This window comes from Bradyrhizobium sp. CSA207, assembly GCF_029051685.1.
Classification (GTDB): domain Bacteria; phylum Pseudomonadota; class Alphaproteobacteria; order Rhizobiales; family Xanthobacteraceae; genus Bradyrhizobium.
Genome location: NZ_JAACFT010000004.1, coordinates 258,974 through 271,764 on the forward strand (window position 1 = coordinate 258,974; position 12,791 = coordinate 271,764).

General features: G+C 64.4%; 12 protein-coding genes. All 12 read right to left on the reverse strand.

All coding sequences use genetic code 11. The features are described 5' to 3' along the window. Window positions 1–141: 141 nt before the first annotated feature. The 12 genes from GWG65_RS06155 to GWG65_RS06210 all read right to left on the reverse strand — a co-directional run bounded on the left by GWG65_RS06155 (window position 142) and on the right by GWG65_RS06210 (window position 12,761). Window positions 142–1,185 carry an AraC family transcriptional regulator gene (locus tag GWG65_RS06155; protein ID WP_275194514.1) on the reverse strand — a complete coding sequence of 348 codons (1,044 nt, stop codon included), beginning with the start codon at window positions 1,183–1,185 and terminating at the stop codon, window positions 142–144. Between the two features lie 707 nt (window positions 1,186–1,892). Next, window positions 1,893–2,180 (reverse strand): YciI family protein, encoded by a 288-nt coding sequence (locus GWG65_RS06160; RefSeq protein WP_275194515.1) that lies wholly within the window; start codon window positions 2,178–2,180, stop codon window positions 1,893–1,895. 64 nt (window positions 2,181–2,244) lie between these two features. After that, window positions 2,245–3,213: a sugar ABC transporter substrate-binding protein gene (locus GWG65_RS06165; RefSeq protein WP_275194516.1), complete on the reverse strand. Its 969-nt coding sequence runs from the start codon at window positions 3,211–3,213 to the stop codon at window positions 2,245–2,247. Between the two features lie 43 nt (window positions 3,214–3,256). After that, window positions 3,257–4,234, reverse strand: a complete 978-nt coding sequence (locus tag GWG65_RS06170) for an ABC transporter permease (protein ID WP_247390256.1) — start codon at window positions 4,232–4,234, stop codon at window positions 3,257–3,259. Next, window positions 4,231–5,181: an ABC transporter permease gene (locus GWG65_RS06175; protein WP_275194517.1), complete on the reverse strand. Its 951-nt coding sequence runs from the start codon at window positions 5,179–5,181 to the stop codon at window positions 4,231–4,233. Before GWG65_RS06175 ends, GWG65_RS06170 begins: the two co-directional genes overlap by 4 nt. After that, window positions 5,174–6,697: a sugar ABC transporter ATP-binding protein gene (locus tag GWG65_RS06180; RefSeq protein WP_275194518.1), complete on the reverse strand. Its 1,524-nt coding sequence runs from the start codon at window positions 6,695–6,697 to the stop codon at window positions 5,174–5,176. Before GWG65_RS06180 ends, GWG65_RS06175 begins: the two co-directional genes overlap by 8 nt. Then, a complete protein-coding gene (locus GWG65_RS06185; protein ID WP_275194553.1) occupies window positions 6,694–8,088 on the reverse strand; it encodes an FAD-linked oxidase C-terminal domain-containing protein in 1,395 nt (464 codons plus the stop codon). The genes GWG65_RS06180 and GWG65_RS06185 overlap by 4 nt, the downstream gene beginning before the upstream one ends. 71 nt (window positions 8,089–8,159) lie before the next feature. After that, complete coding sequence (locus GWG65_RS06190) at window positions 8,160–9,044, reverse strand: intradiol ring-cleavage dioxygenase (RefSeq protein ID WP_275194519.1); 885 nt, start codon at window positions 9,042–9,044, stop codon at window positions 8,160–8,162. 15 nt (window positions 9,045–9,059) lie between these two features. Continuing rightward, a complete protein-coding gene (locus tag GWG65_RS06195) occupies window positions 9,060–9,962 on the reverse strand; it encodes an NAD(P)-dependent oxidoreductase (protein WP_275194520.1) in 903 nt (300 codons plus the stop codon). A gap of 21 nt (window positions 9,963–9,983) precedes the next feature. Next, window positions 9,984–11,357: an amidohydrolase family protein gene (locus GWG65_RS06200; protein WP_275194521.1), complete on the reverse strand. Its 1,374-nt coding sequence runs from the start codon at window positions 11,355–11,357 to the stop codon at window positions 9,984–9,986. Between the two features lie 4 nt (window positions 11,358–11,361). Continuing rightward, window positions 11,362–12,441, reverse strand: coding sequence for a maleylacetate reductase (locus GWG65_RS06205; protein ID WP_275194522.1), 1,080 nt, complete (start codon window positions 12,439–12,441; stop codon window positions 11,362–11,364). Then, the gene (locus GWG65_RS06210; RefSeq protein WP_275194523.1) at window positions 12,438–12,761 is read right to left on the reverse strand and encodes a Dabb family protein; all 324 of its coding nucleotides are present in this window, start codon (window positions 12,759–12,761) and stop codon (window positions 12,438–12,440) included. The genes GWG65_RS06205 and GWG65_RS06210 overlap by 4 nt, the downstream gene beginning before the upstream one ends. Window positions 12,762–12,791 lie beyond the last annotated feature (30 nt).

Below are 12,791 nucleotides of genomic sequence, written 5' to 3' on the forward strand. Positions count from 1 at the left end.
GCGGCGGCAAAAAAAGGGGCCGTGCTTTGGGGAAGGACGGCCCTGAGGCTCGCAGGCCTGGGAGGAGAGGCTCGAGCCGTGACTGGTGGGGGTCTTAGTCACTCACACTTGCAGCATCGCCGATCCGGCGGACAAAATATTTCACGAACCGAGGAAGTTTCTCATTTCGCATGATTCACGCCGGCCCCTTGCGGCGGTACGAGACAAATAGGCGCGCATCGGAGCCGGATTACCGCCGAACGCCGCGATCGAAGACGGTTCGTTCCGCCTGGCACATCGCCAGCGTGCGGGCGTATCGCCCGTGATGCGCTTGAAGACGGTCGAAAAATGCGCCTGCGTGCAGAAGCCGACGGCCAGCGCGACTTCGGCCAGAGGCATCCTGGAAGTCGACAACAATGATTTCGCATGCTCGACGCGCTGGTGCAGGAGGTACTCGCGCGGCCGGTATCCCGTCGCCGCACGAAACTGTGCTGCAAAGTGCATGCGCGACAGCCCCGCGACCCGGGCAAGATCGGACAGGCTGATACAATCGCCGTAGTGCGTCCTGACATATTCCTCGACCCGTCGTAGCCGCCATTTCGGCAAGGCATTGACCTTCGCGCGTGGCAGTTCATGCCGGGCAACATGCAGCGCCAGCGTCTGGCCGACGCAGCGCGCGAATTCCTGGTCGGTCGAGTTGCCGTGTTCGGTCAGCGCCTTTGCGAGCTGCGCGGCGAACGGGTCGCGCAACAGCACGAGGTCGTTGAGGTCTTCGCGGGGCGCAGCGTCCATTCCGGACTGGACGGATGGAAAGCAACTGATGCAGATGTGGAAGTGCAGGAAATCGCAGGGAGCATCGAACTGCGCGCTGAGTTGCTCCGATGGCCCGGCGACATAAAGCGAGCCCGCCGGCATGATGCCGTCGAAAATGCTCTGATTGCCCCTGGTCAGCTTGAGGCGGGTCGTCTTCAACGCGATCGATATGAAATACCGGTCTGGTGGCGTCGTCGCCTCTTCGCGCCTTGCGACAGGCTGCGCGCAGGTCCAGCGCGAGATCGTGATGTCTTCGGCGGCCATCCCGCTTTGCTCCGGCTGGCGCCACTTTCGCTCGTGAGGAAAGCCACGCGTCGGTTGGGGGAAGTCCGTTTCGGGCTGGCAGGTGTCATGGCTGAACCAGGCGCCGGCCGTTTGCATATGCGTGAGCATCGTTCGTTCCATTTCCTGAGTGCCGCTGCGGCCGAGCCGAATGCCGGACTGCCGAATGCAGCACCTCGATGGTCAAACGATATGGCTGATCCTGTCCCGAAGCTCGTTAGAGATGCTTAAGGGTTGTTAGAACTTGCAAGCGCGCGTGGTGCGACCGCATGCCGCAAAGCCGTCGATTGCGCCAAAGAGATCAATGGCTTGCAGGTCGCGGTCCGACTCGGGCGGCTGTTAGGGGCGGGACGATGCGAACAAGACGGGAGGCATGGTGCCGCCGGCGAACGCGCGTGCTCGCACGAACAGGCGGATCTCGGTCCTGTATAGGTGGTGGCGGGCCGGCTGTTTTGTCCCCGTCACGCAACATCGTTCGACTTGCGCGACGGATGCATCTCTTCAGGCCGGTCAAGTCCGCCGCTGCGGCTCTATCCGGTCCGGGTCACGGGAGAGCAGATCTGGGTTGACGCGGGGGCGGGACAGTCGGGCTGATGATGGCATTGTGCTCCTGTTTTGCCCGATGAGTCAAAGCCACGCGCGACGTGGATTTGGCTTGAGAAGCGGTGTGGATTTGGCTTTAGAAACAAGGGTATCCCTACTGTGCATGGGGTTGTTTTCGCGTCTTTTAATCCAGCAACCGGCGGGCAGTGTCACGGATATCGTCTGAATCGAACATCAACCGCGTTCGGTCGGCGCATGTGCGTGCTGCGCCGCCTTCAACCCTGGCGGCGCAGAAAGCCCGTGATCGTGACCTTTTCCCAGATCCCGGCTGCGGCAAAGGGATCTGCACGGTTGAAGGCTTCGACCTCCGCGCGGCCAGGGGACTCGATCAGGAACAGGCTGCCGATCATTGTGGCGCCGTCATCTGAGACGAGTGGGCCGGACATCACGATCTTGACGCCAAAGCGCGAGGTGTCGCTCAGGAAGGCTTTGTGGGCGTCGTAATTGGCAAGCCGCGTCGAGAGCGCGCCGGCGCGGTCGAGCGCGTGAATGGCAAACAGCATGGTGTCTCCGTTTCTCGGGGACGGCCGCAAGGGCGGCCGTCCGGGTTTGTCTTGCGTGGCGTGCCTATTTGCTGCCGAGCTTGCCGGCGTCCTCGAAGGTCGGGCAAGTCCGCTGCTCCAGCGGAACGTCGAACGGCTGGTAATTGTCCTTGGTGATCACAGTCGGCTTCAGCACGATCTCGTTGATGACCGGCTGGTTGCGCAAGCTGCGGATCGCCATCATGGTGCCGAGGCACCCTTGCGCAAATCCGTTGTAATCGCCGCTTGCGAGCAGCTTGCCCGACTTGATCGCATCGATCGCCTCCTTGGTGCCGTTGATGCCGATCACCTGCGCCTCGCGGTTGGCACCGTCGAGCGCCTCGATCGCGCCGACCGCCATGGCGTCGTTGGCGGCGAGCACCCCATCGATCTGCGCATTCGACTGCATCAAATTCTCCATCACCTGGAGCGCCTGGAGCCGCTGGTAGTTGCCGGGCTGCGAGGCCAGGAGCTTTGCGCCGCTGTTCTCCTTCAGCGCGTCGTTGAAGCCGCGGACGCGGTCGACATTGGTCAGCGAGCCCTTGACGCCCTCGATGATGACGATGTTGCCCTTGCCGCCCAATGTCTTGAGCATGAACCGAGCGGTCTCCAGCCCTAGGCTGTAATCGTCGGCACCGACGAAGGAGATGAACTTGCCGCCGGCGGAGCGGTCGGTGATGTTGACCACGGGGATCTTCGCCTCGTTGATCTTCTCGACGCCCGGCACCATCGCCTTGTAATCGACCGGCGTAAAGACGATGGCGCTCGGCTTCTTCACCACGACGTCCTCGATCTGGCTGAGCTGCTCGGGGATCGAATCCGGCTTGGTCGGGATGTATTGCAGCGTCTTGGCGTTGAGCGTCTTTGCCATGTTATCGGCGCCGACTCGCACCGTCTGGAAGAACGGGTTGGTCTGGTTCTTGGTAAAGACGGCGATGGTCTCGCCGTCTGCGCGCGCTTGTGTGGTGAACGCAGCGGCCATCAGCAGCGGCAGCGCCAGGTAACTCAGTCTCATGTTGCCTCCATCCCTCGTTCTGCTTGTTGATCTTTCAAGAAACTCATTGCGCGCGGCGCCGGGTCTTCATATCGAGCCAGACCGCGAGAATGACGATGATGCCGGTCACGAGCGGTTGCCAGTTTGCACTGACTGCCAAAAGGTTCATGCCGTTCAGCACCAGCGTCAGGATCAACGCGCCGATGAAGGTGCCGAACACGGTGCCGACACCGCCGAACAGCGAGGTGCCGCCGATCAGCACGGCCGCGATTGCCGGCAGCGTCAGGCTTTCACCGATGTCGGCCTCCGCCGAATTGAGCCGCGACAGGAAGATGATCGACGCGAGTCCCGCCATCGTGCCGGAGACGGCGTAGACCAGCAGCAGGCGGCGCGCGACCGGAATGCCGGACAGCCGTGCCGCGACCGGGTTGGCGCCGATCGCATAGATCTCCTGGCCCCAGATCGTCCGCTGGGCAAACAGCGTTCCGATGCCGAGGAACACCAGCAGCAGATAGACCGGAATGGGGAGGCCGAACAGATAACCGCTGCCGATCTGGCGGAATCCGGCCGGAAAGCCGTGAAGGGTCTCGCCCGCCATGTACCAGTAGGTCAGGCCGTTCAGCACCCAGAGCATGCCATAGGTGGCGATGAAGGAGGGGATGCGCAGCGCGGTGACCATCACGCCGTTGAGCAGCCCGACGATGCCGCCGCAGGCAAGCCCGGTGAGGATGCCGAGTGCCGGCGAGCCGGTCTTGTGGATCACGGTCCCGGCGATACAGGCCGACAGCGCGACATTGGCGCCGACGGAGAGATCGAGGCCCGCGGTCAAGACCACGAGGGTCAACCCTGAGGCGATGAAGAAAGTCAGGCTCGCCTGCCGCAGCACGTTGAGGATGTTGCCGAGGCTGAGGAAGGAATCGCTCAGCACCGCCAGCACCGCGCAGATCAGGAGCGCGGCGAGCAGGCGATAGAACACCTGGATCGCGTCCTGCGACAGGAAGGAGCGGGGCGGCGCGATGGCGTCTTTGGTAATGTCGGTCATGCGCGGCTCCGAAGCCCATCCAGGAACAGTGCGATGATAACGAGGACGCCGACGCTTGCGACCTGCACCGAGGAGGGCAGCGAGATCAGATTGAGTCCATTGCGCAACACGCCGACCGAAATGACGCCGAGCAGGGTGCCGAGCAGCCAGCCATTGCCGCGCTCGAATGAGGTGCCGCCGACTGCGACCGCCGCGATCGCGTCGAACTCGAGGCCAAGGCCCGCGGTCGGATGGCCGGAATTCATTCGCGCGGTCATCAGCAGGCCGGCGATGCCGGCCATGGCCCCGCCGATCGCATAGACCGCGATCAGGAGCCGGTTCGGCGAAAGGCCGGCATAGCGCAGTGCCTCGCGGTTGCCGCCGAGCGCGAAGATGTAGGTGCCGAACCGGGTGTGATAGAGCAGCGTGTGAAATCCCGCGTAGGTCACCAGCGCCATCACGATCGGGACAGGCACGCCCAGGAGCGTTGCCGAGTAGATGTCGCGCACGCTGTGAGGAATGCCGACCACGCTCTGGCCGTCGCTGACGATCAGGGACAGGCCCTGCGCCATGCCGAGCGTGCCCAGCGTCGCGACGAATGGTGGGATGCCGAGGATTGCCACCAGCCAGCCGTTGACGGTGCCGAAGGCCGCACCGACCAGCAGGCCGGCGCCGAGGCCCAGCAGCATCGACTGGGTCGCAAGCGATACGATGGCGACGCACAGCGAGGTCAACGTCAGCACCGCACCCATCGACAGGTCGAGCCCCTCGGTCATGATGATCAGCGTCATCGGCAGTGCCAGCATGGTCAGGATGGTCGACTGCACCAGCACGTTGGAGAGGTTGGCAACCGAGAGAAATCCGGGTGCGATCGCGCCGAACAGCGCGATCAGCAGCACCAGCACGATGGCAACGCCGGGAATGCGTTGCAGCGGATTGGGCTGTGAAACGACCGCGGCCTCACGCATGATGCATCCCCAGTCGCACGATGTTCTCCTCGGTCAGATCGCTGCGCGTCAGATGTCCGGCAATGCGGCCCTCGCGCATCACGTAGGCGCGGTCGCAGACATGGCAGATCTCGACCTGCTCGGACGAGATCATCAACGCGGCGGCGCCTTCGGCGACCAAACGGTCGATCAGGGCAAAGATCTCGGACTTGGCGCCGATGTCGATGCCACGTGTAGGCTCGTCGAAAATGAAGAGTTTTGAACCAGCAGCCAGCCATTTGCCGATCACGACCTTCTGCTGGTTGCCTCCGGAGAGCAGGCCGACGGTCTGCCGCGCGCTCGGAGTGGCGATCCTAAGCTGCCGGATCAGGCCGTCAGACGTGCGCTGCGCGCGGCGCTGGTCGAACAGGCCGCGCGGGAACAGCTTTCGCAGTGCCGAGACCACGAGATTGTCGCCGACCGAGCGCAGCAGCGCGAGTCCCTCGCTCTTGCGGCTCTCCGGGATCAGCGCGATACCCCGGCGCGCCGCGACATCGGGCTCCCCGATGATGGGCTTGCCGTCGAAAACGATCTCGCCGGAGGTTATGGGATCGGCGCCGAAAATGGCGCGCGCGACCTCGCTGCGTCCCGAGCCGACCAGCCCGCACAAGCCGACGATCTCGCCCCGGCGCACCTCGATGTTGATATCCGAAATGCCGGTGGACGTCGCCAGTCCCTTGACCTCGAGCAGCACCTCTCCGGGCTTGTCGGCAAAATTGCGCGGATAGGTCATGTCGACATTGCGCCCGACCATCATGCGGACGAGCTGGTCCGGGGTGACGTCGGCGGGACGGACGCCGTCGATGCGGCGGCCGTCGCGCAGCACGGTGATGCGGTCGCCGAGCGCGAATACTTCCGCCATGCGGTGCGAGATATAGACGATGGAAGTGCCGTCGGCCTTCAGCCGCGCGATCAGCGCGAACAGCAGCTCGGTCTCGCGGTCGGACAGCGCGGCCGTCGGCTCGTCCATCACCAGGATGCGCGCGTTCTGGCTGATCGCTTTTGCGATCTCCACCATCTGCTGCTGGGCGACGCCGAGCTTGTCGACGGTGGTGGAAGGATCGATGTCGAAGCCGATCATGTCGAGCACGCGCCTGGCGTCGGCCAGGATCTTGCGGCGGTCGATCGTGCCGGGAATTCGGCCCATCGGCTCGCGGCCGAGGAAGATGTTCTGCGCGATGTCGAGATGGGGGACGAGCGAGAATTCCTGGAAGATCACGGCAATGCCGAGTTTCTGCGCATCCGCGGTCGAGGTGATCGCGACCTTCTCACCCTTGTAGTAGAATTCGCCGGCATCGGCGCGGTAAGCGCCGAACAGCACCTTCATCAGGCTCGACTTGCCGGCGCCGTTCTCCCCTAACAGCATGTGGACCTCGCCGGGAAACACGGCAAAGGACACGTCGTCCAGCGCCTTGACGCCGGGAAACTCCTTGCTGATGCCGCGCAATTCGAGCAGCGGGGCAGGGGAGGGTTCGATGGCGACTGCCGCGGTGCTCATGCATGCGCTCCGCTTGCAAAGATCTTTCCGGGATTCATCAGGCCGTTCGGGTCGAGCGCGCTCTTGATCGACCGCATGACGTCCACGGCCTCCCCGAGCTCGTCGGCGAGATAGTCGATCTTGCCGAGCCCGATGCCGTGCTCGCCGGTGCAGGTGCCGTCCATGGCAATGGCGCGGGCGACCATGCGCGCTTGAAGTGCCTTGGCGCCTTCCATCTCCTGCGGCTTGGCGGGATCGACCAGGATCAGCATGTGGAAATTGCCGTCGCCGACATGGCCGACGATCGGGGCGATAAAGCCATGCTCGTCCGCGTCCCGCCGCGTCTCGGTCAGGCACTCCGCAAGCCGTGAGATCGGCACGCAGACATCCGTGATCACGGCGCGCGCGCCGGGCCGCAGGCCAAGGCCGGCATAGAGAGTGTTATCGCGCGCGTGCCAGAGCCGGCTGCGATCCTCAGGCGCCTTTGCCCATGTAAAGCCATGACCGTTATGCTCGGCGGCAATTGCCTCCGCGGCTTCGGCCTGCTCGGCAACGGAGGTCTCGGAGCCATGGAATTCGAAGAACAGGGTCGGGGTTTCGCGATAGCCCAGCTTTGCGTAGGCATTGATGCCGCGCATCATGACGTCGTCGAGCAGCTCTATGCGCGCCACAGGAATCGCGGACTGGATCACGGAGATCGCGGTGTCGACGGCGCCGTGCAGGCTGTCGAAGCTGCAAACGGCGGCCGATATTGCTTGCGGTACGGGATGCAGTTTCAGCGTGATCTCGGTGATGATTCCGAGGGTGCCTTCCGCCCCGACGAACAGTCGAGTCAGATCGTAGCCGGCGGCCGACTTCCGCGCGCGCTGTGATGTGCGGATCACACGGCCGTCGGCCAGCACGACCTCAAGCGCCATGACATTGTCCTTCATGGTGCCGTAGCGCACCGCCATGGTGCCGGAGGCCCTGGTCGATGTCATGCCGCCGATCGAGGCATCGGCGCCGGGATCGATTGGAAAGAAAAGGCCGGTGCCGCGCAGCTCCGCATTGAGCTGCTTTCGGGTGATACCGGGCTGAACGACGACATCCATGTCGCTCTCGTGCACCGTCAGAACCTTGTTCATGCGCGCGAAGTCGAAGCAGACGCCGCCCGCAACGGATGCCGCATTGCCCTCAAGCGAGGTGCCAGCGCCGAACGGCACGATGGGCATGTTCGCGCCGGCGCACAGCTTGACGATCTCCGCCACCTCCATCGTAGTCTCCGGGAAGACGACAATATCGGGCGGCAGGTTGCGGTAGTGGGATTCGCTCTGGCCGTGCTGATCCAGCACGCCGTGCGCAACGCTGGCACGTGGGCCGATCATGCTCGACAGGCGATCGGCCAATGCGGCAATGCTGACTCGCGGTCCCATCATCTCCCCGTCTGTATCCTCTTGCGGACTCTTGTTGCGGGCTCTTGCCGGCCGTTTGGTTTGTGTCCGGCTTAGGCCGCTTGCGCGTTGCTCGCAACCTGCTTCAGACCGAAATCATAGTTGAGGTGGAAATAGGTCGCGTCCACCATGCGACCATCCGGCGCACGGCCGGGCGGGCAGCGCACAAATTCGCGGATCAGGCTGTCCTTGACGCCGAACACCACGTCGCTGTCGAGATACTGGTCGCCGGCGACGAACACATGCGTCACCAGTTGCTCGAAGCCCGGTGCGGAAATCATGAAGTGCACGTGAGCAGGCCGCCAGGGATGGCGGCCCTGCACCTCCAGCATCTCGCCGACCGGGCCGTCGTGCGGAATGGGATAGGCCGCAGGCTTGATCGACCAGAAATGGAAGCGGCCGTTCGGGTCGGTGTGGAAGCGCGCGCGCATCGCAAGGTCGCCGATCTTGTCGAGTTGCTGCACGTCATAGTAGCCGTCATCGTCGGAATGCCAGACGTCTACGACTGCGCCGGCAAGAGGCCGTCCGTCAACGGTCGAGACCGAGCCGGTCACCAGCATCGGGTCGCCCTCCATCGGGCCCGAGATGTCGTCGCCACTGTTCTTCTCGGGTGAGGCCTGAACGAAGAACGGCCCCAGCACCGTGGTCTCAGTTGCCCCTTCCGGCACCGGATGGTTGATCGCGTCGACCAGCATGGAGGCGCCGAGCGTGTCGGACAGCAGGATGAACTCCTGGCGCTTGTCGTCGCACATGTGACCGGTGCGGGTCAGGAAGTCGATGCCGTATTCCCATTCCTTCTGGCTCGGGCGCACTTCGCGGATGAAAGCATGAAGGTGGCGAACCAACGCTTCGCTGACCTGCTTGATCCGGGGATCGGTCGCGCCCGCGATCCGCTCGAGCACCGCGTCCGTGATCGTATTCTCGTTGAAGTTTCGCATATGCGCCTCCGCTGATCAGAGTTTCGGCTCACCGAGGCCGGATAGCCGTTCGAGATGCTTGACCGTCGCGATGAAGTCGGTGTCGCCATCGCCTTGCGCGACCAGCGAGCCGTAGGTCTCGCGGACCTGCGCAGCAAGCTGCAGGGGCACGCCGAGGGAATGGCCGGCACCGAGGATGAGATCGAGGTCCTTGGCCATCTGCTTGCAGGAGAAGGTGGAGTCGAAATCGCGCGTCCTGAGCGGCGCGGTCTTGTACTTCACCATGGGCGAGGCCACCGCACTGTCGTCGAGCACCTTCAGAATGTCCCGCCAGGCGATACCGCCCTTGCGCGCCAGCGCAAGGCTCTCGGCCATCATGGCGGCGGACACGGCGATCATCAGGTTGACGGAGAGCTTGGCGTAGCGGGCTTCCTCGCCAGCGCCGAGATAGGTCTGGGCGCGGGTGAAGGCGGCGAACAACGGCTTTACGCTTTCGAACGCGTCCTTGGGACCCGAGACGAAGCAACTCAGTGAGCCCGTGTGAACGATGCTGGCATTGCCGGAGACAGGGGCGCGTAGATAGGAAATGCCGCGCGCCTGCGCCGCGGCGTCGACTTCGGCAGAGGCCTCGGGGCTCACGGTGCTGGTCTCGATCAGCACGGCTCCAGGGGCCATCGCGCCGATGAGACAGGTGGGGCTGAGCATCACCGCGCGCAAGGCTGTATCATCGGGCAGGGACGTGACGATCGCGGCGCGTCCGGCAACCGCTTCGGTCGGCGTGGGGGCGATGGCGATGCCTTGCGCGCGCGCCTCGTTGAGCCGCGCCGCGCTCTGATCGAACGCGGTCACGGCGTAACCGGCCTTGGCGACGAGCAACGACATCGGCAGGCCCATTTTGCCGATCCCGATGAAGGCGATATTCTTCGAAGCGTCTGTCATTGTCGTTGTCCGTTTGCGCCTTTACGCGGCGCGTCCCTGTCGTTCGATGTCCTGCACCAGCCGCTGGCCGGATTGCGCCAGCAACTCTTTCTTCTGCTCCAGGTCCTCGGTCAGCAGCCGGCCGTTCTGTTTCTTCCAGACGCCACCGATCATGACGGCTTCGATATTGGCGAGGCTCGTCTGCATCACGACGGTGGAAACGGGATCGTGCACCGGGACGAGGTTGAGATCGTTGGCATTGATGATGACGAGGTCGGCGAGTTTGCCCGGCGTCAGCGAGCCGATCTGGTGGTCGCGGCCGAGCATCCGCGCGCCTTCGGTCGTGATCCAGCGCAACGCCTCGCGCGCGGGAATCGTTGTCGTCGCCGGAATGGCGCCGCTGGCCTTGCGCGCGTCCGCATTGTCCAGCGCCCGCTGCATCGAGAGCGCAACCCGCGCGGCGGAGAAGAGATCGCCGGCCAACACCGATTCCAGATCGATGCCGATAGTCGGGCGCGCGCGTCGCTTCAGGAGCCGCCCCGTGATCGGAAAGCCGTGGCCCTGGATCATCTCGTTTTCCGGCGTCACCGAGAAGGACACGCCGAGTTCGACAAGACGATCGAGGAGATCGTCAGGCAGGCCGTTGCCGTGAACGATGTTGACGCCGACGCCGACGAGGCCGGCCTCGATCAGCTTCTCCCAGCCGCCCGGCGTCTTTGCCGGCCCACCGCCCTGATGCATCGATGCGATCAGCTTCAGCTCCTGCGCCATGCGAAAATCATGCATGGCGACGTCGAGGGTCGAATAATGCGGACCGAGAATAGCAAGCCCGAGCGTGACGAGGCCGTCGCGGTCGGCGAGGGGGCCGGCCAGCAGCCGCTCGATTTCGTGGCGCGGATGCGGCACTTCCGAGAAGTGGGGCTCGCCCGGCTTAGGCTCAGGCTTTGGTGAGCCGTGGAAGAACGCGGCGCGAATGCCGCTTTCGATCAGGCCGCACACGGCGGCGTCGGTATGATCAGGTGTCGGATTGTTATGGCACCAGTCGACGAGGGTGGTGGTGCCGCAGTTGATCTGGTTCAGCGCGCCGACCAGCGTCGCGATGTAGGTGTCCTCAGGCCGGAACACGGTTGCAAGGCCGGCATGCATACGGCGGAAATATTCGAGCAGCGTCCAGTTCGCGGCATAGCCGCGCAGCGCGGTCTGCCAGGTGTGCATATGCGCGTTGATCAGGCCGGGTATGACGATCCGTCCCGTTCCCTCTACGATGTCGGTTTCGGCCGCGCCGCTGCCGAGGTCGATGGATGGGCGCACCTCAACGATGCGATTGCCTTCGATCAGCACATCGCCGGTCCGGAGGTCGCCAATCCTGTCATCCATGCTGATGACGATGGCGGATTTGATCAGCGTGCGCCGCATCGCTTCACGCCGCCGCTTTGGTTGCGCCCGGCGGCTCGCCGGCCCAGGCACGCGCGATCAGATCACGGATGGCGTTGCGTTCGAGCGGGCGCGGATTCCAGTAGGCGTTGGTGACGGCGAGGTCGGCCGCCTTGTCGATGCCGTTCTCGGGCATCCCGATGTCGCGCAGGGCGAGCTTTGCGCCCAGCCGCTTCGCGAGCTCGTAGAGCCCCTGCGAGGCATCGGCGGTACCGATCGCGCGCGAGATGCGCGTCATCGCGTCCGGCACCGCGGGTGCGTTGTAGGCCAGCGCATGCGGCAGCACGATGGTGTGGGTCTCGGCGTGCGGCAGATCGAATGTGCCGCCGAGCGTGTGGCAGAGCTTGTGGTGCAGCGCCATGCCAACGGTGCCGAGGCACACCCCGCACAGCCAGGCGCCATAGAGCGCCTCGGTGCGGGCCTCGCGGTCGTCGCCTTTCGCGGCGATAGCGGGCAGGGCGCGTCCCAATGCGCGAATGCCTTCCTCGGCCATCAGCGAGGTGACGGGATTGGCGTCGCGCGCGTAGAGCGCTTCCACCGCATGCGCGATCGCATTGATGCCGGAGGTCGCAGCCAGGCTCGTCGGCAGCGTCAAAGTGAGATCGACATCGTAGATCACGGTCTCCGGTAGCACCGCCACGTCGCGTACCGTGGTCTTCAGGCCGTTCTCGGTCTGGCCGACGATCGGCGTCATCTCGGAGCCGGCATAGGTGGTGGGAATGCAGAGCTGGTTGACGCCGGTGCGCAAGGCCAGGGCCTTGCCAAGGCCGGTGGTCGATCCGCCGCCGAGCGACACGACGCAATCGGCATCGCAAGCCTTCATCGCCGTGAGCGCACGCGCCGTGACGTCGACCGGCGTATGCATGGTGGCGCCCGGGAAAAGCCCGGCATAGAGCGGGCCGAGGGCCTCACCGAGCCTCTTGCCTTGCGCCTCCTGCTGCGGCGTCGTCAGCACCAGCACGCGCTTGCCGCCGAGCCGCTCGATCTCGGCCTTGGCGGTCGCAAGTGTTCCGCTGCCGAACACGACGCGGCAAGGCAGGTTTTCAAAGGTAAACGAACCGATCATGCGCCGGTCTCTTTGATGGGATAATCGACCTGGAAGCGCCCGGTTCGCAAGTCGCCCAACGCCTCGCGCACACGCAGATGTTCCGGGTGGGTGGCATAGGCGGTAAGCGCGGCCTGATCGGCAAATTCGGAGAACAGCACCACGTCGCAGGCGTAGTCGACCTCACTGACGTCGAGACCGACTTCGATGTGGGTGAGGCCGTCGATCCGGCCCTTGAGGCCCTCAAACAGGGTCTTGACCTTCACCCGGGCGGCGGAGCGCTCCTCGGGGGTCTCCCCGCGCAGCCGCCACATCACGATGTGCCTGATCGGGCCCGACATTTCCCTGTTTCCTCGCCTGCATCTTGCTTG

Excerpts from the sequence above, each read along its gene's own strand:
- GWG65_RS06160 (WP_275194515.1), bottom strand. The coding sequence starts at position 2,180 with ATGCTGTTTGCCATTCACGCGCTCGACCGCGCCGGCGCGCTCTCGACG.
- GWG65_RS06165 (WP_275194516.1), bottom strand. The coding sequence starts at position 3,213 with ATGAGACTGAGTTACCTGGCGCTGCCGCTGCTGATGGCCGCTGCGTTC.
- GWG65_RS06210 (WP_275194523.1), bottom strand. The coding sequence starts at position 12,761 with ATGTCGGGCCCGATCAGGCACATCGTGATGTGGCGGCTGCGCGGGGAG.
- GWG65_RS06195 (WP_275194520.1), bottom strand. The coding sequence starts at position 9,962 with ATGACAGACGCTTCGAAGAATATCGCCTTCATCGGGATCGGCAAAATG.
- GWG65_RS06175 (WP_275194517.1), bottom strand. The coding sequence starts at position 5,181 with ATGCGTGAGGCCGCGGTCGTTTCACAGCCCAATCCGCTGCAACGCATT.
- GWG65_RS06190 (WP_275194519.1), bottom strand. The coding sequence starts at position 9,044 with ATGCGAAACTTCAACGAGAATACGATCACGGACGCGGTGCTCGAGCGG.
- GWG65_RS06155 (WP_275194514.1), bottom strand. The coding sequence starts at position 1,185 with ATGCTCACGCATATGCAAACGGCCGGCGCCTGGTTCAGCCATGACACC.
- GWG65_RS06180 (WP_275194518.1), bottom strand. The coding sequence starts at position 6,697 with ATGAGCACCGCGGCAGTCGCCATCGAACCCTCCCCTGCCCCGCTGCTC.
- GWG65_RS06170 (WP_247390256.1), bottom strand. The coding sequence starts at position 4,234 with ATGACCGACATTACCAAAGACGCCATCGCGCCGCCCCGCTCCTTCCTG.
- GWG65_RS06205 (WP_275194522.1), bottom strand. The coding sequence starts at position 12,441 with ATGATCGGTTCGTTTACCTTTGAAAACCTGCCTTGCCGCGTCGTGTTC.
- GWG65_RS06200 (WP_275194521.1), bottom strand. The coding sequence starts at position 11,357 with ATGCGGCGCACGCTGATCAAATCCGCCATCGTCATCAGCATGGATGAC.
- GWG65_RS06185 (WP_275194553.1), bottom strand. The coding sequence starts at position 8,088 with ATGGGACCGCGAGTCAGCATTGCCGCATTGGCCGATCGCCTGTCGAGC.